The organism is Alloprevotella tannerae ATCC 51259, assembly GCF_000159995.1.
Taxonomy (GTDB): Bacteria; Bacteroidota; Bacteroidia; order Bacteroidales; family Bacteroidaceae; genus Alloprevotella; species Alloprevotella tannerae.
In genome coordinates this window covers 1,313,449-1,339,522 of the sequence record NZ_GG700642.1, presented here as the reverse complement: position 1 = coordinate 1,339,522, position 26,074 = coordinate 1,313,449, and the positions used below count along the sequence as shown (strand labels likewise).

Genomic DNA, 26,074 nt, shown 5'->3' with positions numbered 1-26,074 from the left:
TGCTGCTGTCGTTGAGCTGCATACTGTCCGACTATGGCACGTCAACCTTTGAAAATAACTGTGGCCACCGTGGCCTACAATGCAGGCGCTCTCATCGGGCGCACAATTAACAGCGTCGAGGAGCAAGATTATCCTTACGTAGAGCACTTGATCATCGACGGAAATTCGACCGACGACACGCTGAATCGCATACATCATTATATGGAGCGCAACAGTACGGCGTCAATCAAGCACGAAATAAATTGCCTGAGCGAACCTGACAAAGGCATCTACGATGCTATGAACAAAGCCTTGGGCTTAACGACCGGTCGCTATGTGATTTTTCTTAATGCCGGCGATTGTTTTTACGCGACTGATACGCTTTCACGCATCGTTCGCGCCATTTCGCAAGAGGAGGCTCAGCCGGCCGTGGTCTATGGTGATACTCACTTGGTCGATGGCTTTGGCAATTTTTTGCGGCGTCGGCGTCTGACACCGCCGGAGCGTTTATCGTGGCGCGACTTTAAGGAGGGAATGCTCGTTTGTCACCAAGCTTTTTTTGCGCGCACTGATTTGGCACGCGAATGTTTGTATGATACGAACTACCGATTCTCGGCTGATTACGATTGGACTTTGCGTATTATGCAGGAAGCCGAACGCCGCAGCTTGAAACTCTTGAATGCGCACCTCGTCGTGGCCAATTATTTGAGTGAAGGGACTACTACGCGCAATCATCGCCGCAGTTTGATGGAACGCTTACGCATAATGACAGCCCATTTCGGTTGGGCTACAGCGCTGAAGCAGCATTTATGGTTTGTTTGTCGAGCGTTTTTGAAGAAATGACAAAAGATAGCTTTTCACCCGAAAAGCTTTACAAACGTGCAGCATCCCGTTGTGCGCAGCGAGAATACTGTCGCTCCGAATGGGCGCGCAAGTTTATCGAAGGCGGACTGACACACGCTGAAGCAGAAACCTTACTCAATCGGCTCGAAGCGGAAGGCTACATCGACGAAGCGCGTTATGCGCGAGCTTTTGTTCACGACAAAACGCTCTACGACCGCTGGGGGCGCTTCAAGACGCGACAGGCATTGGCGCTGAAAGGCGTCGGGAGTGAGCAGATCGAAGCGGCGCTCGCGGAGATTGACGAAGAGGCCTATTACGACACACTGAAAAGTCTTTTGCAAGCAAAGATGAAAAGCGTCAAAGCGGATTCAGCGTATGAATTGCAGCAAAAGCTCATCCGCTACGCAGCCGGCCGCGGTTTTGAGCAGGATTTGATTTTTAAGGTCTTGGAAACGGAAATATTGCAAAGCGGATATTGCATATAAGTTTCTATATCCTGCAAAAAATCTTAATATTGAAAGAAAATAGGTCTGATTACTTGCATTCTGAATCCAAAGCTTGTATCTTTGCATCGTGTTTTTCATAGTATTAGATTTAAGGTTAACAAGGTTGGGATACAGAGGTATCCCTTTTTTTATGCCTTTTTATCAAGTTGAACTATTTACCTAAATTCGATTGAAGTAAGGTTTTACTTTCGATTGACAAAAGTGCACACTTCTACCTTTCTACTTTTGTTTTAGGTTGAAAAGGAATTGTTTTACGAAAATAAGTCTTACAATAAAGTCATTTTATGAGGATTGTCTTGTTGTAATTTGATTGATAGTCAAAAGATAACTATACGGATGAGATTTCCCTTTTGCGGCTTTGTTGAAACGGACTTAAGGTAAAGATAGACACAGCTTATCTTAATACATGAGAATAGGCTGATAAGCTTAGTTTGAGCTTAGCTTTCAAAGTATGGACAGGCAGATATTTAGTGTCTCAACGCGTAGAAACGATCGTTTCTACGCGTTGAGACGCCATTTGACGATAATGCAAACGACCGCTGCTTCGTGAAAAGCAGCGGTCGAATAAGTGTAGTGTACCTTATGTTATATATTGTGTAGCCCGTAGGGCACCTATAGCAACTTTACCTTTTATAAAAAAATAGTCATTTACGAGTGAGCTTAAAAGGTTGACCATTGCACATGTGCATTGATGCGGTCACTATAACCGGTGTGAACCTCATCTTTGCACACATACATATTATAAGCCTGCTGCATAGGAATATTCCCAGTCTTTCTCGGCGTAGAAGCCCAGAAGTAACCTCTTATTCCTACAAAGGCCAACTTCCCTTCTCTGAAATAGCCTAAAGTAGGCAGGAAGATATACTTACTTTCAACGGCTGGTTTACCGCTTTTTATTTGTGTATTGCTATAAACAAACTTGACAAAATCGGTTTGCAGATTGTTTACGAAGTCTGTTCCATCGGGAGCATGAGACTTGAGCTTGTTGCTTCCTCCGTTTTCTGCTGCTATCACGTTCAATTTCTTCAGCCACATACCACCGGCATACAAGTGTTTCATAACAGACCAAAGTGATGGATCCCAGTGGGGGTCTCCCTTTTCTGCTATCCATCGAAGTTCGTTTGCATTAGGACAATCCTTTGCGGAGCGAGTGGCGTGTGCGGGGAATTCAATGTTATTAAACCAACGAGGATCACCCTGAGCAGTTGGGAAATTCGTTCCAAGATTATCGTTGAGAATTGGTTTCTCATTTTCATGTCCCTTCCAGTAATGATTTCCGACCGGAGCGTCCCACATATAATAGATGTCGTCGCCATAATGCTGTATAGCGAGGTCAGTTTGTACCTTTTTGTTCTTTCCTTCTTTCAAGCTCAATGCAGCATATTCTTTTTTAACCGTGCCGCGCACTTTCGTAGCCTGATCATACAATGTATATTCTACAGTAAAACCTGTATAATCTCCAGGAGCCAGCACCATAATAGCAGCATTCTTCGAAGCTGTGGGTGATTTCGGAATTGTAAAGCCATTATCTCCGCCTCCATTGAGTGTAAGTGTGATACTCTTATTGCTCGTATTAGCAGTCGGACGACTTGAAAGGACAATACCTTGATCGTTGAAATCAAACGTTCCGCAAAGAGCTTCATTAGCCGACACCTTGATTTGCGTCACTTTGACGTCTTCAGCAAACTCATGGTGATAATAAGGCATAAAGGTAAGATAAGCAGCCTTATGCTCAAGTCTGAAAGTATATTTTCCATCTAGGCCTCTTTTAGCTATTGCTGTTCCGCAGTCGCCATCAGTTCCAAGATGTTCGCCAATGCTGGGGGCTTTCTGCGACTGGGTAGCCTTTATGGTGATTTTATCTCCCACAGGGTTGTCCTGTCCTGTGTAACGCACGGGATATTCGGATTTGTTGTAAATTCCTGGGAAGTAGAAATTTGCATTGGGCTTCTTATTGCCGCTGCCGCCGGAAAACTGGCCGTTGATATCATCTTTCGTACTTTGTATCAAATCAGGGTTTGCGTTGACATTATGCACCCATAATTTGTCTCCTTTTTTCCAGTAGAATCTGATGGCTGAGCCATTATAATTTCCGGTAGTACGAGTATCTATAGGATCATAAATAAATGCTGTCAAGTCGCCTTTTTCCTGCGGGTTGGTAGCATCTTTTCCGCCATTAGTCGTTTCGTCGCTGGAGCAACCGGCGGCTAAGAACAACAAGGCGACGGGGAATAGTTTTAAACGTCTCATTTTTACGTTTCTTTTTAATTGTTTTATACTTATAATAATTTCTGACTGCTATTTTTTCTCTCTTCGGGGTGACAGACTCTCCAATTTACTCTCTATCAAAATAAGCAATCGCGCGCGTAAAATACTATAGAAAAAGCGCTAAAAACCACGGAGAGTACTCTGCTTTCCAAAAATGATTTCAGCCTTCGCTATAGCCTTACTTGTCGATTTATTAATGACAAAGATAGGACAATATTTTTAATATGCAACAGTTGCATTTCGCCCCGACAACTACGATTCCCCGTTTTGGAGTAATGAGTTGTCGGGACCTGAAGTTTTTGTATTGTTCCGAAGATTGTGAAGCCAAAGGAGCATAACAAAAAATGGGAATCACATAAAAGTATGAATCAACCGATTAGGCACATTGTGTGGAAATTATACGACTTGTTCCGATATATTCAGGCGCTAACATCGTTACGTCGAATTAAGTTGATTATCATTTGGTCGGGACAAACTATCGTTTGCTGGGGTCAAACTAACGTTTGGTGCGGCCAAACTATTGTTTGGTGAGGCCAAACGGTCCTGAGGTGTCCTTAGGTCCTGCTTTTATCTTATCTTCCAGTTGTTCTTTTGAGAAAGAAAGGATCTATTTTATTAACCATAACTCTGATTTACAAGCTTTCAGAGTCGGGAAGCAGGCGCCGGCGCAATTCTTTCAACCCCTCGGAGGCCGGTAGACGCAAGACGGTGATTGCGCGGTTGGAGGGGACGTGCACTTCGGCAGGGTCGATCAAGAAAATTTTGGCTCCGTCGGGCACATGGCGCACTAATCCGGCTGCGGGATAAACATTTAAGGATGAGCCGATGATGACAAATATGTCGGCTTTGGCCACTTCTTTGGCCGCTTGTTCAAGGTTGGGCACGGCTTCGCCAAACCATACGATCCACGGGCGGAGCAAAGAGCCGTCGGCAGCCAACTCTCCGGGATGTATCTCCACGCGTTCGGGAGTGAGCGTCTGCCATAAGCGTGGATTGTCAGGATCGCGCGAACTGCATGCTTTCATGAGTTCGCCGTGGAGGTGAATAACGTGCGAACTACCCGCTCGTTCGTGCAGATCGTCCACATTTTGTGTCACGATGGTCACATCAAATTGATTTTCCAGGGCAACCAGCCCGCGGTGGCCCTCATTGGGGCGTGCATTAACCAGCAGGCGGCGCAGGTGGTTGTAAAAGTTTGTCACCAAAGTGGGATCTGCCCGCCAGCCCTCGGGGGTAGCGACCTGCTCCACGGGATATCGCTCCCAAAGACCGTCGGAGTCGCGAAAAGTACTGAAGCCACTTTCGGCGCTCATACCGGCTCCTGAGAGAATAACCAATTTCTGTCTCATACTTGCTTAATTTTATAGGCTACTGCGCAAAGGTAGCGAAAAAAGTTGTACATTTGCCCGATAAAATGTAAGATAGCAATAGAGAAAATGGACAAACTCAGTTATGCATTGGGCGTAGTCATCGCCAATAATCTTAAGGGCTTGGGCGTGAACAGCCTCGCAACGGCCGATTTCAGCAAAGCCATCGACGATATTTTGAAAGGAGAACAGCCGGAAATCGGCGAAACGGAAGCGCAAATGCTCGTGCAGCAGTTTATGGAACAGCAGGAGGCTGAGCGCGGTAAGTTTATGCGCGAAGCCGGAGAGCGCTACTTGGCTGACAATGCGAAGCGCGAGGGCGTCACCGTGCTCCCCAGCGGCCTGCAATACGAGGTTTTGCGCAGCGCTATCGGACGTAAGCCGACGGCAACGGATACGGTGGAGTGTCATTACGAGGGCCGCTTGATCGACGGTACGGTGTTCGATTCTTCTTATAAACGCGGGCAGACGGCTACTTTCGGTTTGAATCAAGTGATCAAGGGTTGGACGGAAGGCGTGCAGCTTATGGCTGAAGGAGCTAAGTATCGACTCTTCATTCCTTATAACCTGGCTTACGGCACGCACGGTGCAGGGCAGCAGATTCCGCCTTATGCCGCGCTGGTCTTCGATATCGAATTGATCAAGGTTAAATAAAGTTCGCTACAATGAAGCGCTTATTCTTATTACCGTTGCTTGGCGGCATCTTTCTCGCATCTTGCCATAAAAGTGCGCCGAGGGCTGAGATGAAAACCGATGTGGATACGCTCAGTTATGAGATCGGTATGGCCAATACACAAGGCATTGAGGCTTATTTCCGGCAGATGGGCATTGATTCTCAATATGTCGACGACTTTATCCGCGGCCTGAAAGACGGCTCGCTGGCCGGCGACGATAAGAAACAAATGGCTTACTATGCCGGCGTGCAAGCCGGATTGCAGATAAAGACGCAGATGTTTCCGACGATCGAGCGTCAGGTTTTCGGCAGCGACACGACGCGTATGCTCAGTTTGAAAAACTTCCTCGCAGGCTTCTCCGCCGGATTGCATAAGAAGTCGGCCTTTAAAGTAAATGGGCAGGAGCTTACGCCAACATTGGCCGGACAGGACGCCGATAAGCGCGTAAAACTGATGGCTTCAAAGGCTTTGGAGACGCAATACGGTCCGCAGAAGAAAGCGGCCGATGCTTACTTGAAGCAATTGGCGAGCCGGAAAGACATAAAACGACTCCCGGGCGGCGTTTTCTATCGCGTGATCAAGGCCGGTGGGGGCGCAATTCCTTCAGATACGTCCATTGTCGAAGTAGAATACGAAGGGCGGCTCGTTGACGGCAAGGTTTTCGACTCCTCCATAGAGCGGCAGCCGGGCAAGCCGGTTAAAATGAGCGTCGGCACGGCCATAGAAGGCTGGAAAATAGCTTTGACGCATATGCCTGTGGGCAGCGTTTGGGAAGTTTACGTCCCTTACGATAAAGCTTACGGCGGGCAGGGCACAGGACCAATTCCGCCTTTTGCCAACGTCATATTTAAGATTCAGCTCGACGGAATTGATCGCGCGGCAGGCGGTGCGGGTAGCTAATGCGCCCGACTTCCTGTGGTCCGGCAAAGTCCTGATCGGCAGAACGCTGACTCCAATATTTTACAAATACATCGCACGAACAAATATCTTTAATCTATCCGGCACGCCTTGAGCACGGCGCAGCAAACAACGCGATTAAAACCGCGCCGGGCGAGGCCGATAATTTCAACACACAATATGAAATTCAAAGTTCTTTCCATGTTGTTGCTCACAGCCTTGATGGGCGTGAGTTGCTCCAAACACACAGCGTCGCTAAAGACAGACGTGGATTCGCTAAGCTATGCCCTCGGAATGGCCACTGCGCCCGATTCCGCGCAGCTTGCGATGGCATTTCCTGACAGCACCATCAAGATTGACAACAAAAAGCTTCTTGATGGTATGGAAGAAGGTCTTAAAATGGCCAAAGATACGACTAAGCAAGCAAATTTCTTTGGCTTGCAGGCGGGTATGATGATGACGCAACAAACTTTCCCGACCATAGAACAGCAACTCTTTGGTGAGAAAACAGACAAGAAAGTCAATGTTGACAAGTTTATTGAAGGCTTTAAGGACGGACAAAAGAAGGCGGACGCCGAAATAGAAAAGGCTTTCAAAACACTCAATGAGAAAATGACGAAGCTAATGCAGTCAAAAGACAGCATTAAGATGAAGGATGACGAGTTTGAGAAGCTGGCTTACGATATGGGCTTCACGGCTGTATCCGGCGCGAAGCAGATGATGCAAAGCTCCGGCGTAGCAGCGAAGAACTTGGACAAGTTTTTCGAAGGTATGAAGGACGGTTTGAAGTCGCGCGGTAACAGCAAAAAACTTTCTGAGTCGCTCGGCTTGATGATGGGCTTGCAGATTGCCAACAACCTCTTCCCCGGCGTGGAGCAGCAGATCTATGCTTCCGACAGCACGAAGAAGATTAGTACCGCCAACTATCTGGCCGGCGTTTACGATGCGCTCAATCACAAGAGTTCAATGCAATATAAGGGCAAACCTTTGACGCGCGAAACGGCCAACGAGTACATCCAAGAGCGCATCAATGCCGCAGCTGAGGTTGAGATGGCTAAGCAATACGGCGCTGACAAGCAAAAAAACGAAACCTATATGGCTAATAAAGCCAAAGAAGCCGGTATCCAAAAATTGCCGGAAGGCGTTCTTTACAAAGAAATTACGAAAGGCAGCGGCCCAATCGCCAAAGAAAACCAGACCGTGGAGGTACAATATGAAGGCCGCCTCATTAACGACACCATCTTCGACAAGTCAGAGAAGCCCGTGACCTTCCCTGTCAACGCCGTCGTTAAAGGTTGGCAAGTCGTGCTTACGCATATGCCGGCCGGAAGCGAGTGGGAGGTTTACATTCCTTGGAAAGTGGGTTACGGCGCACGTGGTGCCGGCCAGAACATTCCGCCTTTCTCCACGCTGATCTTCAAGATGAAACTCATCTCAGTGAAATAATAAATCACGACGATTGTTCTTATGAAACTCAGATTTCTTTTTGTCATCGCGCTGGCAGCTTGCGTTTGCAGCGCGACGGCACAGAAGCGCAAGAAAGCGCCGAAGAAGGCCACGCCGGTTGCCGAGGTGGTCGAGCAGATCAAGCCCGTCAGTCCCGAAGACTTTAGTTATGCGATGGGCGTAGCGCAAGGCGCTTCTCTGCGCCAATATTTGCTCACTCGCGAAGGCGTAGATTCAGCTTATCTCGGTGAAGCAATCAGAATGATGCAAAGCGATATTCCCAAACAACGGGCGCAAATTATCTTAGCTCAAGCTGCCGGCTTGAAAATAGCGCAAATGAATGACGAACGCGTCATTTCAGAGGTCAACAAGGCTGCAACGGGTAAGGCTGACACCACATATATGAGCAAGGAAGCCTTTGTGCGCGGCCTTGCAGATGTGGTTCTTGAGCGCCCACACGCTTTGCGCGAAGATAGCGCACAAGCTATCGTCGAGCGTCAGTTTAACTTTTACAAGAACAAGTACAAACTCGAAAATCAAGCTTTCCTAACGGCGAACAAGCGCAAGAAAGGCGTCATCGCCCTGCCTTCAGGTTTGCAATATCGCATCTTGAAAGCCGGTAAGGGCGCTTTGGCTACCGATTCAACGCTCGTTGAGGTAAACTACGAAGGTCGTCTGACGGACGGCACCATCTTTGATTCCTCCTACAAGCGCGGACAGACCGCCAAGTTTAAGCCGAATCAAGTGATCAAAGGCTGGACGGAAGCGCTCAAGCTTATGCCTGAGGGCAGCACGTGGGAGCTTTACCTTCCCTACGATTTGGCTTACGGTAAGAAAGGTACGGGAAGCATTCCGCCATATTCCACTTTGATTTTCAAAGTTGAGATTGTTAAAGTCGGCGCAACTGAATAGCCGTTAACTACAAACATTTATTGAGGCCGCGCGACCCATTTTGCGGCCTGCTTATATAAATCGGGGCGACAGGAACACCTGCCGCCCCGATTTTTTGTTTGGAAAAGCGAGGATGGGGTTTGACAAAAAAACGCAGCAAAGCCTATTTTTTTTAGCGTCTGCGGCCAAGGATTTTGTTTGCGCTCGTGAGGGTAAACCTTTTTCATCACGAGCGTAAGCTGTTTTTATCGTGAGCGTAAAGGTGTGTTATCGTGATAAAAAAGGTCGGGCGTGGGGTGGGGGTGTTTGTAAGTTGATGATTATGTGAGGGAAATATGGGTTTTCAGCGTTTATAGTTTGCCGTTATCCGTTGCGTTTGGATGAGCGGATGTTTTTGAAAGACCAACCCTGAGGGGTTGTCAATGTTGGGGCGCGTTAGACAGGGTTAAAGCGCTGCACGCTTTAACCCTGCCCTGCCAAAAGACTAACCCCGATGGGGTTATTTGCGGCGGGAAGCGTTAGTGGGCGGAATTGCGTGGCGTGTGGGGCGAATTTGTTGGGCCTATTTGCGGCGTTGGTTGTGGAGATCGGGAAATTCGTGTCGGCGTTCGGGGTTCATTTGGTGCAAGATGTGAGGATTGATGGGGTTATTTGCGGCGGGAAGCGTTAGTGGGCGGAATTGCGTGGCGTGTGGGGCGAATTTGTTGGGCCTATTTGCGGCGTTGGTTGTGGAGATTGGGAAATTCGTGTCGGCGTTCGGGGTTCATTTGGTGCAAGATGTGAGGATTGATGGGGTTATTTGCGGCAGAAGGCGTTGGTGGAGGGATTGTGCGAAATATGGGTTGAGTGTATTGGGATTAGATTAAGCGGGGAAGCATTGGTAGTTTGACTTAGGCAGAAGCGGTGCAAGTTCTATTGAGGAATTTGTGTTGTGAAGCGTATCGCATTTAAGCTAATCCATAAAGAAACCAATCGACAATTGCATATATACAATAATGGGACGTGCATAATTCGACCCCGATGCAATAAATAGCGACCACAACCCCTTAGGGTTGGTCTTTTGGCAGGCCAGGGTTAAGGCACGGCGTGGCTTAACCCTGGATAAGCAAGCATACATCGTGTTCAACCCCATAGGGTTGGTCTTTTATCGTGGCAGGGTTGAGCAGCGGAGCGGCAACTTAGTCACTAACGACGCAAGTCGTTGATCTTGTCGATTGTTATTTGGAGGGTGTCCGTTGCGTTTGGACGAGTGGATGTTTTTGAAAGACCAACCCTAAGGGGTTGTCAATGTTGGGGCGCGTTAGGCAGGGTTAAAGCGTTGCACGCTTTAACCCTGCCCTGCCAAAAGACTAACCCCGATGGGGTTATTTGCGGCGGTGGGCGTGGACGGGCGGAGTTGCGTATTAACAACCGAAGCTATGGTATTGTAATCGTGAGGTTTGATGGGAGGCTTTGTAGATAGAAGAATGTCGGCATTGTTTGAAATGATTAGTAGGTCAAATCTAATGTGCATATATACAACAATGGGGCGAGCATAATTCGACCCCGATGCCACAAATTCCAACGACAACCCCTTAGGGTTGGTCTTTTGGCAGGCCAGGGTTAAGGCACAGCGTGGCTTAACCCTGGATAAGCAGGCACACATCGTGTGCAACCCCTTAGGGTTGGTCTTTTATCGTGGCAGGGTTGAGCAGCGGAGCGGCAACCCAGCCACTAACGACGCAAGTCGTTGATCTTGTCGATTGTTATTTGGAGGGTGTCCGTTGCGTTTGGACGGGTGGATGTTTTTGAAAGACCAACCCTAAGGGGTTGTCAACGTTGGGGCGCGTTAGGCAGGGTTAAGCCGCTTCGCACCTTAACCCTGCCCTGCCAAAAGACTAACCCCGATGGGGTTATTTGCGGATGTGTGGTTGCGAAAATTGGTTGGCTGGGTTAGCGTTTAGGAGTAAACGTTAGCAGGCAAGGAATTATGTGGGGTTATTTGCGGGCGAGTGGTTACGAAAATTGGTTGGCAGGATTAACGTTTGGGAGTAAGCGTTTGCAAGGTTGGAATTATGTGGGGTTATTTGCGGGCGAGTGGTTGCGGAAATGGGTTGGCAGGGTCAGCGTTTGGGAATAAGCGTGTGCAGGGTTGGAATTTTGTGGGATTATTTGCGGATGTGTAGTTGCGGAAATGGGATGGCTGGGTTGGCGTTTGGGTGTTTTTTTGTGTACGATTAGATTTTGCGTGGGCTATGTGTGGACGTGTAATAAGGAATTTAGGTAGGGAGGAAAGGGAAATGAGCCTTTCTCGATGAGCGGCGTACACTTGTTGGGGGCATTTTACATTGTGTGTTTAAGCGTGTGCGTCGGCGGGGTCGGTGGCCGGGCACTTGGGGGATGTAAAATGCGGAATTGGCAACTATGGGTGGTAGGGAACGATCGGTTTTCGCTTGCGTGGTGCGAAGCGAAAGCCAACGTACCACTCGCCGGCGTAGGCTTTCGTGCGGTGGGCGTGGATGTTGAAGCCCGTATGTAGGCCGCAGGGAAAATCGTAGCGGAGGCCGATGCGTTCGTAATAGCCGTACTCTTCATCAGTCAAGGCGTAGCGCTTGAGCGGGCGGAGCAGATAGATGCCGAGGGCGAAGGTGGCAGCTAAGCGCCGATAGCGGGCTTCGTGGCGCAGACTCAGGCCGATCGTCGTCTTGCCGATGTCGTGAGGGCGTGCGGGGTTTTGCACTTCAATACGACCGGCGTAAGGCTCATGGGTGAGGTCGAGACCGAGACCCGAAGCATATTTCAAACTATACCGATAGAGGAGGCCCAGACCTAAGCCGTGAGAGGCGTAGAGTCCGTAAGAACCATAGCGGATTGGGTTGCCGTAGCGTTCCGCATTGTGGTCGTAGAGCCATTCGCCGACGGACGTTTTCAAACCTAAACGATAATCGACATCGACCAAGAAGCCGCGGTCGGTAAAGGGGATTTGTAGGCGCGTAAGACTGTCGGGCGAAGCGGCATCGAAGTAGTGGCGCACGAAGGTTTGAAACAGCCAAGCGTTAGCTCCTTTATTAGGTCGATGGAGTGCGCTGTTGGAAAGATGAAGGAAGTCGGGACCGGCGCGAAATTCCCACCCGCCGCGCCGATAAGCGACGTGAAGGCCTGCACCGAAGTAGATCGCGAAGCGCGAACCTAACATTTCGTTTTCCGGATTGCGCGTGCGATGCCATTTGTGCGTGTTCAGACTTACACCTTGGGCCAGTGTGTAATCCAAACTCCACCCTTGCGGCGTGCGGAGGAGTGGGCGCTCGAAAGCGGCAAAGAGCAGGACAGACGTACCCAAACGCGATGGGGCGGCCAAGGGCCGGAAATCGGGGTCTTTCAAACGGATGCGCGAGAGATCGACGACTTGCAGGCCGAAGCGGAAGCGTGGGTCTCCGTAAGCCGCATCGTAGCCATCGGCCGTAGCACGCGGCGTAAAAATATATGCGCCTTCGAAGCTGTGGATCGGGCCGCCACGCGTCACTTTTATGTAGGGGTCAATGCCGATCATACGTCCGTTGGCGTAGCCCGCCTCCCAACCTTGGGCCAAAGCAGGGCGGGCCAAAGGAAGCAGCAGGCTGAGCAAAAGGAGAATGGACGCAAATCGGCGCATATCGAAAGATTGAGGCATCAACGGCAGCGCTGTGCAACCATAGATGCCTCGTAGATGATGGGTTTTGAACTTATTGGGCTGCTTTCGTCTTATAGGCTAAAGCGTACATTCGCATTTGTTTGACCATAGCCAAGAGACCATTGGAACGGGTCGGGGAGAGATGCTCGCGCAAACCGATGCGGTCGATAAAATAGAGGTCGGCGGCGAGTATTTCGTCGGGTGTATGGTCCGTCATAACGCGAATAAGCAGGCTGACAATGCCTTTTACGATGAGTGCATCGCTCTCTGCGCGAAACTGTAAGCGGCCGTCGTGCTCGTCGCATACGAGCCAGACGCGGCTCTGGCAACCATCGATGAGGTTGCTTTCGGTTTTGTCGGCCGCGGGCAGAGCTTGCTCGCCTTCACCCATATCGATGAGGAGCTGATAGCGGTCCATCCAGTCGTCTAACAGAGAGAACTCTTCGATGATTTCGTCTTGTATTTCGTTGATCGTCATTGTGTGTATTTTTATTCGGGGGATGCTGCGTGAGATTTGCGCTTTTGCGGGTCGCAAATTTACTTCGCGCGGTTGTTTTCTTCGTGTAGGAATTGAATAAGCGTCTGCCCTACGCCACGTAATACATCGACGGAAATGTTTTCCGGTGTGTCGCGCGTCGTATGCCAGGTTTCGCTGAATCCTGTGCCGGTATTGGTGATGATATCAATGGTCGGAATGCCTGCGATTTGGTTCATCGGGATGTGATCGTCTTCTACCATTGTGCCATCGTCTTGCACAAAAAGGTTGTCGGCGCCAACTGCTGCTGCGGCAGCCCACACGCGGGCTACGACATCTTGCGCGTATTTCATCGAAAAATACTCGAAGGGGAAGCGAGCGTCACTTCCGCCGACCATATCTAAGAGTATGCCGCAGCGCGGCTTGTAGCCCTTGGGCAGATTTGAGGCCCAATAGCGCGAACCTAAGCACCAGTCGCTCTGGTCGGGGCTCTGCTTGCCCCAGTAGGGTGCACCGTAATCTTCTGTATCGAAGCAGACAAAATCTATCCCATACGAGGGGTTGATTTCCTTGATTTGGCGGGCAATTTCCAATAAAACGGCTACTCCGCTTGCGCCGTCGTTGGCGGCCATCACGGGTTCGCGATGTTTGCTGCTATCGGGGTCGGCGTCGGCCCAGGGGCGGCTGTCCCAATGCGAACAAAGGACGATGCGGTCCTTGAGTTCGGGGCGGTAGGAGGCGATGATGTTGTTGCACTTCAATTGCTTGCCATCCCAGCCCTTGAGGGTGGTCTTCTGCTCTTGGACTTGCAGGCCGTAGCGCTTGAACTGTGCGACGATATAGGCGGCGCAGCGGTCGTGGGCCGGACTGTTGGGGACGCGGGCGCCGAAATCGCACTGGGCTTTTACGAAGGCGAAGGCTGAATCGGCGTTGAAACGCACGGTCGATAGGTCGGCGGCGGGCGTAGACTGGTCGGCACTCTTGCCGGACTTGCAGGCGCTGAGCAGAAGTGCGGCGAAGAGGATGGCGAGGAGGGTTGCTGTATGTTTCATTCGGAATGTTTTTGTTGGATTGCGGGCTCGAAAGCAGGCCGTATGGGGTTGGGGGAGTGGATTATAATTTGATTTCGCCCTGAAAGCGGGCCTGACTCATAATATGTATGAAGTTGCCGCCCCAAATTTTGCGCAACTGGGACTGGTTTAGGCCTGCGGCCATCAGGCGGCGGGTGAGGTTGATCATTTCTGCGGCTGAAGCTAATCCGGGTACGCCGCCGTCGCCGTCAAAATCGCTGCCGATGCCTACGTGATCGATGCCGGCAATATCTATCGCGTGGAGAATGTGCGCCACGACGTCGTCGATGGTGGCTTTGCCGTCTTCGCGCAAGAAGCCTTTGTAGAATGTGATCTGAACAACGCCACCTTTTTCGGCTAAAGCTTGGAGTTGGGCGTCGGTAAGGTTGCGCGGGTGGTCGCATAATGCGCGGCAGCAACTGTGGGTGCAGACCACGGGGGCGCTGCTGCAATTGAGGACGTCGTAAAAGGTTTTCTCGCCGGCGTGGGAGAGGTCGATTAGCATCCCGACGCGGTTCATTTCGCGCACGACTTCGCGGCCAAAGTCGCTCAAACCGTTGTGCTCGTTCTTGGAGCGTACGGCAGAATCGCAAATATCGTTGTCGCCGTTGTGGCAGAGCGTCATATAAATCACGCCCTCTCGACGGAAGAGTTCTATATTTGCGAGGTCGTGCCCAATGGCGTAGCCGTTTTCAATGCCCAGAAGGACGGCGCGCTTGTCATGGTTCTTCGCCCTAAAAATATCGTTGGGGCTGTTAGCCAATACCGCGTTCTTGGTCTCGTTGACCATCGCCTTGATTGCCCCAAGCAAGTGATAGGCTTTGGCGCCGGCGTTGCGATGTCCCGTTTCGCTGCGCTCGCCTTGCGGAAGATAGGCCGCCATAACCACAGCATCGACGTGCCCTTCCGTTAATTTGTGCATATCGACTAAGATTTTTGGGTCGCGATGTACAAAGCGGACGCCTTGATCAAAGAACATGGGCGTGTCGGTGTGGGAATCGAGCGTCACGATCTGGCGATGTGTGGCCACGGCGCGGCGATACGATTCTGCTTCTTCCACAAACCAGCGGAAAAGGGGGAGCTGGCTCTTGTCGCCTTCTTGCAAAAAACATTCGGGGTGCCACTGTACGCCGACGATGCTTTTCTTCTCGTTGCTTTCGATGGCTTCTATGACGCCGTCGGCCGCATAAGCCGTCGTGCGGAAGCGTTTTCCGGGATCGGCCACTGCTTGGTGGTGCACGGAGTTAACCGCAAAGCGTTCGCCGAGCAGGCGAGCGACGATGGAACCCGGTTCGGCCGTCACATAGTGCGATGGTACGCCGCGCGGCATTTCTTGGTCGTGTTTGAGGAGCGGCGTCGGTTCGGGCATAGCTGTGCGCAAATCTTGGTGCACTGTTCCGCCGAGCGCTATGGCCAAAGACTGAATGCCTCGGCATATGCCCAGCATCGGGATCTGCCGATCATAGGCGAGGCGAATCAAAAGCAATTCGTTGCGGTCTCGTTTCGGATTGACTTCGCCCAAGCCCGGAACCGGGTCTTCCCCAAAATAGAGCGGGTTTATATCGGCACCGCCGGAGAGCATCAAGCCATCGATGCGGTCGAGCATAGAAAGCAGCAGCAGAAGGTTGTTCGACGGCGGAATAACCAAAGGAATGCCCCCCGCCGCTTCGATGCTGGCGTAATAGCCTTCGGCGAGTTGGCAGCCATATTTTCCAAAATTGCCCGTAATGCCTATGATTGGGCGTGCGGAATGGTTAGGAAAATGGTTCGTGACCGAGAAATAATCAGCTTTAATATCGAAATTCATAGTCCTCAATATATAATGGAGTGAGCCGTCCTTGTCGCGCGTCAAAGCAATAGGGGCGACGCTGGTCCGTGCTCCGGATCGTAACGTGAAGTGCTGAGGTTTTGCTCCGCTCAGCCGGGAGTGCAGTCAGCGCGGCTTATTTCGGGTTCGCTTTGTCGTGGCTGCAAACAATCATCGTCGAGAGCCTTTCGGCCTTCGACGATGATACAATTTAGCTTTTACGGCTTTTTCTCTTTGGGTTCTCAGGAAACCATCCTTTCTTCACACGTTCTTTTTGCTCAAATAGTTCTAAGATGGTCCATAAGTTGGTTACGCCCAGAATAGCGCAAAGACAAGACCAAAAAAGTGAGGCAATAAAGAGCGAAGCGCAAAGGAAGCCCAGCCCTATCACAAGGAAGATCCACCAGACGCGTGTGCCGAAATAATATTCAGACTTGATGACGACCGGGTGAAACGCACCAATGATAAGAAACGTGCAAAGCCCGAGAAGAACGCCTTCGTAGTGCATCAATCAATGGGGTCCTTCGGACGGCGTCCGGGCTTGCGTTGCCGCGGCGGGAGCTCAAAGTCGGCGCCCGGTATGGGGAAATTGCGAGAGACCGTCTGCTCCAGAGAGATCAAAGTCTCCGTTGCCGTCACACCCTCTATGCTTTGGATCTTACCATTGAGCAATTGCATAAGATCTTCGTTGTCGTGGCAGTAAAGTTTGACAAGCATCATATAGTTGCCCGTCGTATAATGACACTCTACAATTTCAGGTATCTTCTCCAACTGTTCGGCTACTTCGCGATACATTGAGCCGCGAGCGAGCGAAATCCCTACATACGTACACGTGCTAAAGCCTACGCTCTTCGGATTCACCGTAAAGCCGGAACCTGTGATAACGCCATTTTCCACGAGGCGCTGTACGCGCTGATGAATAGCTGCACGTGAAACACCACATACGGCTGCCACGTCCTTAAACGGTACGCGAGCGTTGCCGGAGATGATGCTCAGAATCTTTAAATCTAATTTATCAACCTTTTCCATTTATCTTTTGTTATTGCTTAAGCAGCCACAAAGGTAATCAAAAAAAGAGATAACCTTACATTTCTCCATCTTTTTTCTACAAAATAAGAGATAAAAAAGGCTTTCTTTGGGTTTCGAGGCCAACTTTTTCCCATTACGAGGGGAAAAGTGGCGTTTCTTACAAGTTGTGTCTTATGTTGAAATTATGTAAGTCGGCTGCAAATTCAGGCCTGTTTATCGCCCGTCGCTTCTTGCCTTTTAGGCGCAGCCTTCTGCCGGCGTGGCGTGGCGCAGATTTTACCCGTGAAGCCTGCCGCTGCGCCGGTTTTTTCGGTCGTCAGCTTTCGCACGGCGCGGTGGTCGTTAATCACCGCCGGCGGCCTATATATAATATATAATGTGTGGCGCGGCGTTTGGCGTCGTAGGCTTCGCGCCTCGCAGTCGGCCGCAGCGGTCGCTGCCGGTGCTTGTAGCGATGCGGCAAGTTCGCCTTTTATGGCTGCCGACTCACTTTCGAAGCACGGCCGATGGACTTTTCTTGCGCCGCAGTATCGGCAGCCGACTTTTTTCTCACGATAAAAAAGGTTTGCGCTCACGAGGATAAAGGTTTGCGCTCGTGATAAAAAAGTCTTACCCTCGTGAGCGTAAACGTTTTGTGCAAAACTGCGTGTGAGCAAAATGGGGCAATGCTTCTCCGAAAGCGAAGACTTGACTATTGGTAGGTGCACTTTTGTGGGCGCAAGGTGCGGAAAAGTTGGTACTACGGACGATTTCGAGCAAAAAAAGACGAAGTAAAAGGACGTTAACCTTGTATAGTGTAGCCATTTGTAAACTAAAATATGACCATGAAGGGATGGATGGGTCGACAAGTGGGCGCTTTAATATGCCATATTGGAGATAACAAATCAGAGGCCTAAGATCAAAATAAAGGAAAAAGAGCGAGGCTTCCGCGATCGAAGTTTCGGCAACTCCGCGCCGGGTTCTTGCGGCGCTTGATAGCGGGCTGTTTGTCGGAAAACGGGTCGGCCGAATCAAAAAAAATGACATCAAGTCGGCTCAAACTGCCGATTTTTGATTTCTTCATTGTACTTTTGCAAAAAAATAGGGTGCTGATGACAATAAAAGCCCCTGTTTGGCTGTTTTTTCATGCAGACCCCGCGTAGGTCTTGGGACTTTCCCATGGCAGATCTTGCTGCGTTGCCCGCGCCGGAGGTCCTTTTCGTCTACCCGCTGCGCGCTGCCGATTACGATCCCGAAGCCGCTCAGACGCCCGCTTATGCAAGGGCTGCAGGGAGAGACCCAAGCCCATGAAGAGAGATACGATCAGACCCGCAATACCCGATGGTATGAACTGCGCAGAGCGCCTACTGAAGCGGATGGCCGATATAGCCATCGCGCTCCTTTGCCTATTGCTTTTTGCGCCGATTATGCTGGCCTGCTATCTTGCCGTGAGGCTTGACGATGGCGCGCCCGCCCTCTTCAAGCAGACGCGCATCGGCCGCTACGGGCGCCCCTTTTCCATGTATAAGTTTCGCAGCATGCATAATGACGCTGAAGCGGGCGGCCCGCAGCTTTGTCGTGGGCGCAAAGACCCGCGCCTGACGCGCGTAGGCCGCTTCTTGCGTGAGCATCATTTGGACGAGCTGCCTCAATTGTGGAATGTCTTGCGCGGCGATATGGCTTTTATCGGTCCGCGTCCGGAGCGTCGCTTCTATATCGAACAAATCATTCGCCGAGATCCGCGCTACCCGCTTTTGTATCAAATCAGGCCGGGCGTAACGTCTTATGCGACGCTCTATAATGGCTATACGGATACGCCGGAGAAGATGTTGCGTCGGCTCGAACTTGATCTTTATTACCTGGAACACCGCTCGCTTTTCTTAGACTTGAAAATCCTTTGGCTAACGTTTTGTCGAATCGTTGCGGGGCGCAAATTTTAGCTGCTTTACTTGACTTTTAATTTGGTTAATTTGCTATAAATAAGTGCAAATTAACAAAAGTGATAATATCAGATTTGTTTCTTTTTCCTAATTTTGCCGAAGAAAGAGTATAGAAGAGCGTCTTTAAGCGGCATAATCTGCGTCAATAGGTCTTTATTATATAATTATATATAGGGATCGTTGCTGTTTTTTTGATTTTTTTCTTTTATATTTTATATCTTGTGATAGGGATAAATCGTTTCTTAGCGTAAGTCTGTGGCATCTTTTGCTTGCCGCACTTTTGTCTCAAAAAGGTGTTTTCGCACAATAACAAGCTATATAGACTCGTAAAAAAACTATAATCAAGTAAAATATAGATAGTATGAATAAGCAACAAATTAAATTATCGTATCAGCCGTTGCAGTTGGAGGTTATTGCATTTGAAGCAAAAGCACAATTGATGGAAGGAACTTCACTTGATGGTAATGCCGGTAGTGCTGAGGATGATGATCAGGTTTTGGATGCACCTCGCGATCCGTTCTCAAACGAAGAGAACTAAATAATTCCCTTTTTTGTATGAAAAAACTCTTTGCGTTAATTGGATTTGGCGCTTGCTTGTTGGTTACAAGCTGTTCGAACGAGATTTCATCAGAAGAGAGAATACATAATTATGATACTAAGGGCTTAACATCTTTCTACGAGCGGTACATTTTCTTCTCGCCTGCATTGGGAAGCTATGCTTCGGGCAGATTCCTTGGCTTCCAAGATCATGGCGACTATTGGACGTCTACAACAAGCCCGTTTGCTGTGAGTCCGTATGGGACACAACGTCCTATGGCTTGACTTTCAGCAGAAGCTACGTACAATGGGGAAATGGCATTGAGCGCAAAAATGGTGTGCGATTGTGGACTACGGAATAAATACTAAGACTAAAGCGTCTTTAATTGAATAATGACGACATCGTTCTTGTCTAAAATAGGATTGGCAAGAACGGTGTCGCTATTTTTATGGAAAAAGGAGAAGATTGAAGCCTTTTTCGTGGCAAACAGCGGGTGGTTTGCCGTTTTTTGCAGTTGTAAGGTGCGGAATAAGTCGTTTCCCGTGGAGAATACGTAACTTTGCGCATTGTTTGAACACACACTTATGGTACTCAATTATATTTGGATTGCCTTTTTTCTCATTGCTTTTATTGTGGCAGTGGTAAAGCTGATCTTCTTTGCCGACTTTACGGTCTTTCCGGCCATTATGCAGTCTACGTTTGATACGTCTAAACAAGGTTTTGAAATATCTTTAGGACTGACAGGCGTACTCTCCTTGTGGCTTGGCATAATGAAGGTGGGCGAAAAGGGCGGTGTGGTTAATGCGCTTGCCCGCCTGCTCGGCCCTATCTTTGCCCGACTCTTCCCCGATGTGCCAAAGGGGCATCCCGTTGTGGGTAATATTTTTATGAATCTGGCAGCCAATATGCTTGGCTTGGACAATGCGGCGACGCCGCTTGGGCTTAAAGCGATGGAGGGTTTGCAGGAATTAAACGCAAAAAAGGACACCGCTTCGAATCCTATGATTATGTTTCTCGTCTTAAACACTTCAGGGCTCACGTTAATCCCTGTAAGTATTATGACGTACAGATTTCAGTGCGGCGCCGCCCAACCTACGGATATTTTTGTGCCTATTCTGCTCGCGACATTCGTATCTACGCTTGCAGGCGTCATCATTACGTCGCTCTATCAGCGCATCAATCTCTTCAATCGTACGCTTTTGCTGACGCTTGGCGGAATGTCGGTCTTTATGGCTTCGATTGTCTGGATTTTTAGCAGGATGGATGCGGCGACAATGAATATTGCGGGCAGTACGACGGCCAATGTCCTGCTTTTGCTCATTATCATTCTGTTCATCTTGGCCGGCATAAGAAAAAAAATCAACGTTTATGATGTTTTTATAGAGGGAGCTAAAGAGGGCTTCTCCACGGCTGTGCGCATTATCCCTTATTTGATTGCGGTACTTGTCGGGATCGGCGTCTTTCGGGCTTCAGGCGCGATGGACTGGCTGATTGATGGCCTGCACCAGTTGATTGCTTGGACGGGTTTACCCTCTGATTGGGTCGGCGCGCTGCCAACGGCGCTGATGAAACCGCTGAGCGGAAGCGGCGCACGTGGAATGATGGTTGACGCGATGAATACTTACGGCGCCGATTCCTTTGTTGCCCGCCTGAGTTGTGTGTTCCAAGGGTCTACGGATACAACTTTTTACATCCTTGCCGTTTATTTCGGCAGCGTCGGTGTGCGTCATACGCGCCACGCCGTGGCTTGCGGTCTGTTAGCCGACTTAGCGGGCGTCGTGGCCGCTATAGGTGTTTGTTATTTGTTCTTCGCTACGAGTTAAAAGCTCAGCTTTGCGATATTTCTATGCGCTAATTGGTAAGAGTAATCGGACAAAGCCGTCTTTCAACGCAGCGCTACACAATATATAATATATACGAGACAATGCCCAATCTGAAATCATTGGCAAAAGATACGTTCATCTACGGAATGAGCAGTATCATAGGTCGCTTTCTTAACTATTTGCTCGTCCCGCTCTATACGGCGAAAATGGCGGCTTCAACCGGCGCTTACGGCGTCATAACGAATGTTTACGCCTATACGGCTTTGCTGCTCGTGCTGCTGACTTTCGGTATGGAAACAACGTATTTCCGTTTCTCAACCAACGAGAAAGACGATCCGCAACGCGTCTATTCCACCACGCTCCTGATGGTTGGAGGCGTCTGTCTGATCTTTGTTGCTCTCGTGATGATCTTTCTGCAACCTATCTCCGCTTGGATGCAATATCCGGACCATCCTGAATACGTCGGGACAATGTTTGTCTGCGTAGCAATCGATGCTTTTCAGTGCGTGCCCTTTGCGCATCTGCGGCGCAACCATCGCCCGATCAAGTTTGCTGCACTCAAGTTGCTCTTTATTTTCCTCAATATCCTGCTAAATCTGGCCTACTTCCTGCTTGTTCCGTGGTTGTACGCCCAAGATTGGGGTCGCCCGCTCGTGAGTAGCTTCTACGACGGACAATTAGACTTAGCGTGGGCTTTTTACATCAACCTTTTCTGCACAGCATCTGTCACCTTCTTCTTCTATAAAGAGTTAACGGGCTTTCCGTGGGTCTTTGATAAAGCTTTGGCCAAACGCATGTGGCACTATAGTTGGCCTATTTTAGCCTTAGGCGTAGCCGGCATTCTCAACCAAACGGCTGATAAGATCATTTTCCCTTTTGTTTCCACCCATGTTGGGAAAGAAATAAACGTGCAACTGGGTATTTACGGCGCAGCTGTGAAGATTGCGATGATAATGACGCTTATTACGCAGGCCTTTCGTTACGCTTACGAGCCCTTTGTCTTTAGTAAGAGCCACGACCGCGATAGTAAGGAGACCTACGCCGCGGCGATGAAATACTTTATCATTTTTACGCTGCTCGCCTTCTTGGTTGTTGTGGCCTATCTGCCGCTTTTTAAGCACCTCATCGGCCCTGATTATTGGGGAGGTTTGCGCGTCACGCCGATTGTAATGGTTGCGGGCATCCTGCTGGGCATTTATTTCAACCTTTCTTTGTGGTACAAACTCGTCGACAAGACGATTTACGGCATGTATTTCTCCTTTGCGGGTTGTGCCGTCTTAATTGCAGTCAACGTTCTCTTTATTCCGCGCTTCGGTTATATGGCCTGCGCTTGGGGCGGTGTGGCCGGCTACGGCGTGGCTACGATTTTGAGCTATTTTGTCGGACAGAAATTTTATCCGATCAAGTATCCTTTGAAGAGCATAGCCGGTTACGTCTTGCTCACAGCTTTTTTCTTCACGCTGATGCAGCTCGAATCGGCCGCTTGGAGTTCTTGGCTCACGATGGGAATCAATACGGTGTTTATCATCCTTTACATTGCCCACGTTCTTTACCACGATTTTCCCGTCAAGCGTTTACCAATCATCGGCAAATACTTTAAGAAATAAAGATCGCCGTCCGTTCTGTTGAGCGGGCGGCGTTTGTTTTAGATGTGCGGCTTGCTGGCTGATTGATGAAAGCCGGAGCGTGGTCAATAAAGTCTGCTTAGCGCATTTCAATGTTTATGGAAGCGCGCGGTGATGTCCGTTTGCTGCCCATCGACGAAGCGATAAAGGCGCTGATTGGTCGTTGCCGCTTTGAGTGGGCCGCGCTCCTCGATGTAAGGCCCCAGCTTTACGTAGTCGAACAATCGAGGATTGAAATCTTTAGGCAACTGTGCGCGTCCCGAATACCAACCTGTTTTCAACTTATCCCCATAAACGCGGCGCACAAGCGCAAAAAGTTCGCCCACAGCCGCCGGATCGTTGTCGCCGCCCATCAATCCTACGCAAGTAATCTCCCCATCATACGAGTCGATCAAAGCTTGCAGCCGCTCCGGCGTGAGCAATTCGCCCACGTCAGTCTGCAAAAATTGGCTGTGGCAGCCCGGGCAGCAGACCGGACACAGCGAGAGATTGATTGCAAGCGTTACTTCGTCGGGGAATTCTTGAAAAACAATATCGTAGTTAACGTATTTCAGCATAAAATGTTCGTCGATTTTTGATCGAACTTTACTTTTATCTTATCGGAGCGGAAGCGGGCGCCGTCGAGGTGCGCTGTGCTTCCGCTCCGATACATTATTATATATAGAGCGTAAGGACGATTTTTCTTCCGGCCCTATTCCGCTTTCGTTTGCCTTATTGTTTTACCTTCTCAGGGTTGAGCGAGTAATAGCGGCGTGCCGCTTCTTTCTGGCGATCAACGGAAAAATTGGATACGCGCTTCAGATAGCCGATCACACGCGTCAAGTAGTCGACGTTATGACTGTGGCAGTGCGGACATTCCTGCAAGTGGCGCTTATCAATAGTGCCGCATTCGTTACAAAGCGTGTTTGGAATGTTAAACGTGAAGTAATTGCATCCCTCTTTAGCTGCCACGCGGAGCAGTTGGCGATATTGCGCTTCGCCCAGGTGCTCATCCAGATTCATGTGGAGCGCAGAACCGCCCGTCAAGTGTTCAATGTAGCGGCGGCCGTGCAGACGGAATTTTTCGATGATGTCCGTATTCGGATCTTCCACAATGTAGAAATAGCTGTTGTAGCAATCGCGCGGCACGAAGTAGCCGGCCTCGCGATCCCAGCGCGCGTGCTTCACGCCCACATTCTCAGCCGGAATCATCTCGCAGTTGAAGAGCACATCCTTAGAGCGGTATTGCTTATTATACTTTTCGATTAGGCCCAAAATGCTGCCGACAAACTCCTCGTATTCTTTGTTGTCGGAGATTTGTATGCCCAAACTTTCGGCCGCTTCGACCATACCGTTGACGCCAATCGTCAGATATTGGCGCTGAATGTTGATATATCCGGCATCAAACAATGGGAGCATACCCTTCGCCTGCAAGGCTTTCAGGTTCTCATTGTAAGCTAATTGCACCTTATGTACGAGATCTACGATCGAAGCCAGGTATTCCGTGTAGTTCAAACCCTCGCGGGTAGCTTGTTGCACGCAGCGGTTCAAGTTGATCGTCAGCACACTCTTCGACCCGGTTGATACACCGCCCGCACCGAGCGTATAGCTGAAACCGTTGTCTTGAATCTCATTGCGCAAGCGGCAGCAAGATGCCAACGAATCGGCATTATCACTCATATACGTGAAGAAACTGTGGCCCGCAGCGTACATTTCGGCCGTGAAATCGGCGTATTCTTTATCGAGCACGTCGCCGTCTTTTGAAAGCAAGGCCATCGTTTCCACCGGGAAGGTCAAGACCGTGCGCGTGCGCTCTGCATTAAACCAACGCATAAAGCGCTTTTGCAACCAACTCAGTGCGTCCCAAGAAGGTTTTTTGCCGTCGGGGAAGCGGAAATCGCCAAAGATACTCTCGAAGTAGTTCTTATCATAATAAGAGATATTCCAGAATACGGCTTGGAAGTTGCGAGCTCCCGTCGGCTGATTGATGGAATAGACCACTTGTTCGAAGCAATCCGTAATGATTTTGTCCATCGTGCGCTGCTTCTTGGAAAGGTCTACGACCTCGTCGGCGCGCAGATAGAAGTCATCGCCGTATTCCTGCTGGAGGAAGTAGCTCATATACATCAGAAACTCCGGCGTGGCGCAAGCGCCCGACAACATGGAGGAGACGATAAACACCATATTGACAAAACCGCCGCAGAAACTTTTCAAGTTAGTCGGCGCCGTAGAGTTGCCGCCTATGTTCATCGTGCCGTTGAGGAGCCACGGATACATCGTGATACTTGCACAATAATTGGCTAGGCTGGTTTCGTCGTTTTTATAGATAAAGTGGTTGTCGAGCAGATACAGATAGCGTTCGGCCAAAGCCTTGCCATACATCTGCTTGATGCGGTCTGTCAGGAGGCGACGGTTGAGGCGGATGAAGCTCCGTTTAGGCAATTCGCCGATCAGCGTCGCGATATTTTTGTTTTCGACGTTAGCGTTGGCGTCATACTTTGAGCCGGTGGCCGGGTTGGCCGCATCGCAGTAGTCGAACATAAAGCTTAGGCGTTCGGCCACGTCACGATCCTCCGTGTGCTGTTGGCGATAAAGCATAAAAGCTTTGGCTACCTTGAAGTGTTTTTCTGCCATCAGGGCCACTTCCACTTGGTTCTGAATGTCCTCAACGCTCATACCGTTGCAGAAACGCAGGTGTTCGATGACGCGCTGCAAGCCTTGCGCATCGATCGGTTGATGCAACGAGGTGAAAGCTTTGAGTATAGCACTCTTAATCTTATCCAGCGAGAATCGTTCTGTGGTGCCGTCTCGCTTGGTAATAATGAAATTTTCAGTACACATAGGTTTTCGTGTTATTTTGTTGTTATGGGCAGTTTCACCGGCAGCCTTTTGCAGGCCGTCCTGTTTCGTTGCCACAAATTCGTATTTATTTTCATCGTGTTGATGCTGAACTGCTGTTCGTGGGCGCTTGCCCGCGCGGCACTTCGGGTGGGAGTAAAAAAGGCTTTGATCAGTTTTCCGTTGATGCGCGTAATGCCTTGTTTATCCGTATTTTATGTTGCTTCTGAGATGCCCTGTTAGGGACTAACTTGGAGCGCCTTTAGCGGCCTCTTCGCTTGGATTTTGCGGACCCGTGTCGCCTTTTTCGATGCAAATGTAAGTAAGAAATCGGACTTTTCCAATGAAGACAAGAGATATTTTTTGAGAAAATTACAAGGCGCTCTAAAGTCGCGAAAGTTTTCCGTTTTAGAAAACTTAACACGTCTTTTTAAGAATATCCTTTTCTCTT

General features: G+C 49.6%; 23 protein-coding genes. 10 read left to right on the top strand and 13 right to left on the bottom strand.

The features are described from left to right. The first annotated feature begins 33 nt into the window (after positions 1 to 33). Positions 34 to 822 carry a glycosyltransferase family 2 protein gene (locus GCWU000325_RS05690; protein ID WP_006255289.1) on the top strand — a complete coding sequence of 263 codons (789 nt, stop codon included), beginning with the start codon at positions 34 to 36 and terminating at the stop codon, positions 820 to 822. Then, on the top strand, positions 819 to 1,307 hold the full coding sequence (locus tag GCWU000325_RS05685; RefSeq protein ID WP_006255288.1) for a regulatory protein RecX: 489 nt from the start codon (positions 819 to 821) through the stop codon (positions 1,305 to 1,307). The genes GCWU000325_RS05690 and GCWU000325_RS05685 overlap by 4 nt, the downstream gene beginning before the upstream one ends. A 681-nt stretch (positions 1,308 to 1,988) precedes the next feature. Here the strand turns inward: GCWU000325_RS05685 and GCWU000325_RS05680 are convergent. After that, positions 1,989 to 3,578, bottom strand: a complete 1,590-nt coding sequence (locus GCWU000325_RS05680) for a fimbrillin family protein (RefSeq protein WP_006255287.1) — start codon at positions 3,576 to 3,578, stop codon at positions 1,989 to 1,991. Positions 3,579 to 4,228: 650 nt separating this feature from the next. Next, positions 4,229 to 4,945 (bottom strand): SIR2 family NAD-dependent protein deacylase, encoded by a 717-nt coding sequence (locus GCWU000325_RS05675; protein ID WP_006255285.1) that lies wholly within the window; start codon positions 4,943 to 4,945, stop codon positions 4,229 to 4,231. An 87-nt stretch (positions 4,946 to 5,032) separates the two neighbouring features. On the opposite strand from GCWU000325_RS05675, the gene GCWU000325_RS05670 reads away from it, so the two are divergent. The 4 genes from GCWU000325_RS05670 (at position 5,033) to GCWU000325_RS05655 (ending at position 8,892) form a co-directional block, all read left to right on the top strand. Further along, complete coding sequence (locus tag GCWU000325_RS05670) at positions 5,033 to 5,617, top strand: FKBP-type peptidyl-prolyl cis-trans isomerase (RefSeq protein WP_006255284.1); 585 nt, start codon at positions 5,033 to 5,035, stop codon at positions 5,615 to 5,617. An 11-nt stretch (positions 5,618 to 5,628) separates the two neighbouring features. Beyond that, entirely contained in the window at positions 5,629 to 6,537 is a 909-nt protein-coding gene (locus GCWU000325_RS05665) for an FKBP-type peptidyl-prolyl cis-trans isomerase (RefSeq protein ID WP_006255283.1), read from the top strand. Positions 6,538 to 6,714: 177 nt separating this feature from the next. Beyond that, entirely contained in the window at positions 6,715 to 7,980 is a 1,266-nt protein-coding gene (locus GCWU000325_RS10985) for an FKBP-type peptidyl-prolyl cis-trans isomerase (RefSeq protein WP_006255281.1), read from the top strand. 21 nt (positions 7,981 to 8,001) lie between these two features. Then, complete coding sequence (locus GCWU000325_RS05655; protein ID WP_006255280.1) at positions 8,002 to 8,892, top strand: FKBP-type peptidyl-prolyl cis-trans isomerase; 891 nt, start codon at positions 8,002 to 8,004, stop codon at positions 8,890 to 8,892. Between the two features lie 1,306 nt (positions 8,893 to 10,198). Here GCWU000325_RS05655 and GCWU000325_RS11975 read toward each other — a convergent pair. The 8 genes from GCWU000325_RS11975 to GCWU000325_RS05620 all read right to left on the bottom strand — a co-directional run bounded on the left by GCWU000325_RS11975 (position 10,199) and on the right by GCWU000325_RS05620 (position 17,476). Beyond that, on the bottom strand, positions 10,199 to 10,384 hold the full coding sequence (locus GCWU000325_RS11975) for a hypothetical protein (protein WP_154646585.1): 186 nt from the start codon (positions 10,382 to 10,384) through the stop codon (positions 10,199 to 10,201). A gap of 888 nt (positions 10,385 to 11,272) precedes the next feature. Beyond that, complete coding sequence (locus tag GCWU000325_RS05650) at positions 11,273 to 12,520, bottom strand: acyloxyacyl hydrolase (protein ID WP_006255275.1); 1,248 nt, start codon at positions 12,518 to 12,520, stop codon at positions 11,273 to 11,275. Between the two features lie 52 nt (positions 12,521 to 12,572). After that, positions 12,573 to 12,998: a SufE family protein gene (locus GCWU000325_RS05645; RefSeq protein WP_006255274.1), complete on the bottom strand. Its 426-nt coding sequence runs from the start codon at positions 12,996 to 12,998 to the stop codon at positions 12,573 to 12,575. Between the two features lie 59 nt (positions 12,999 to 13,057). After that, a complete protein-coding gene (locus GCWU000325_RS05640; RefSeq protein WP_040598981.1) occupies positions 13,058 to 14,047 on the bottom strand; it encodes a M28 family peptidase in 990 nt (329 codons plus the stop codon). 61 nt (positions 14,048 to 14,108) lie between these two features. Next, entirely contained in the window at positions 14,109 to 15,872 is a 1,764-nt protein-coding gene (locus tag GCWU000325_RS05635) for a membrane dipeptidase (protein ID WP_050756622.1), read from the bottom strand. A 211-nt stretch (positions 15,873 to 16,083) separates the two neighbouring features. Beyond that, positions 16,084 to 16,380 (bottom strand): DUF4491 family protein, encoded by a 297-nt coding sequence (locus tag GCWU000325_RS05630; RefSeq protein ID WP_006255269.1) that lies wholly within the window; start codon positions 16,378 to 16,380, stop codon positions 16,084 to 16,086. Beyond that, a complete protein-coding gene (locus GCWU000325_RS05625; protein WP_006255268.1) occupies positions 16,380 to 16,901 on the bottom strand; it encodes an Lrp/AsnC family transcriptional regulator in 522 nt (173 codons plus the stop codon). Before GCWU000325_RS05625 ends, GCWU000325_RS05630 begins: the two co-directional genes overlap by 1 nt. A 203-nt stretch (positions 16,902 to 17,104) precedes the next feature. Beyond that, positions 17,105 to 17,476, bottom strand: coding sequence for a hypothetical protein (locus GCWU000325_RS05620; RefSeq protein ID WP_169303823.1), 372 nt, complete (start codon positions 17,474 to 17,476; stop codon positions 17,105 to 17,107). 711 nt (positions 17,477 to 18,187) lie between these two features. On the opposite strand from GCWU000325_RS05620, the gene GCWU000325_RS05615 reads away from it, so the two are divergent. Further along, positions 18,188 to 18,820 carry a sugar transferase gene (locus GCWU000325_RS05615; protein WP_006255264.1) on the top strand — a complete coding sequence of 211 codons (633 nt, stop codon included), beginning with the start codon at positions 18,188 to 18,190 and terminating at the stop codon, positions 18,818 to 18,820. Between the two features lie 361 nt (positions 18,821 to 19,181). Further along, entirely contained in the window at positions 19,182 to 19,358 is a 177-nt protein-coding gene (locus tag GCWU000325_RS11970; RefSeq protein ID WP_006255263.1) for a hypothetical protein, read from the top strand. Between the two features lie 370 nt (positions 19,359 to 19,728). Here GCWU000325_RS11970 and GCWU000325_RS12180 read toward each other — a convergent pair whose 3' ends face one another. Beyond that, the gene (locus tag GCWU000325_RS12180) at positions 19,729 to 19,938 is read right to left on the bottom strand and encodes a hypothetical protein (RefSeq protein WP_006255261.1); all 210 of its coding nucleotides are present in this window, start codon (positions 19,936 to 19,938) and stop codon (positions 19,729 to 19,731) included. Between the two features lie 4 nt (positions 19,939 to 19,942). On the opposite strand from GCWU000325_RS12180, the gene GCWU000325_RS05600 reads away from it, so the two are divergent. Together GCWU000325_RS05600 and GCWU000325_RS05595 are read left to right on the top strand one after the other, a co-directional pair. After that, positions 19,943 to 21,181: a nucleoside recognition domain-containing protein gene (locus tag GCWU000325_RS05600; protein WP_006255260.1), complete on the top strand. Its 1,239-nt coding sequence runs from the start codon at positions 19,943 to 19,945 to the stop codon at positions 21,179 to 21,181. Between the two features lie 101 nt (positions 21,182 to 21,282). After that, positions 21,283 to 22,788 carry a lipopolysaccharide biosynthesis protein gene (locus GCWU000325_RS05595; protein ID WP_006255259.1) on the top strand — a complete coding sequence of 502 codons (1,506 nt, stop codon included), beginning with the start codon at positions 21,283 to 21,285 and terminating at the stop codon, positions 22,786 to 22,788. A gap of 107 nt (positions 22,789 to 22,895) precedes the next feature. Here GCWU000325_RS05595 and nrdG read toward each other — a convergent pair whose 3' ends face one another. Continuing rightward, the gene (nrdG, locus tag GCWU000325_RS05590) at positions 22,896 to 23,363 is read right to left on the bottom strand and encodes an anaerobic ribonucleoside-triphosphate reductase activating protein (protein ID WP_006255258.1); all 468 of its coding nucleotides are present in this window, start codon (positions 23,361 to 23,363) and stop codon (positions 22,896 to 22,898) included. Positions 23,364 to 23,517: 154 nt separating this feature from the next. Continuing rightward, a complete protein-coding gene (nrdD, locus tag GCWU000325_RS05585; RefSeq protein ID WP_040598976.1) occupies positions 23,518 to 25,626 on the bottom strand; it encodes an anaerobic ribonucleoside-triphosphate reductase in 2,109 nt (702 codons plus the stop codon). Positions 25,627 to 26,074: the final 448 nt, after the last annotated feature.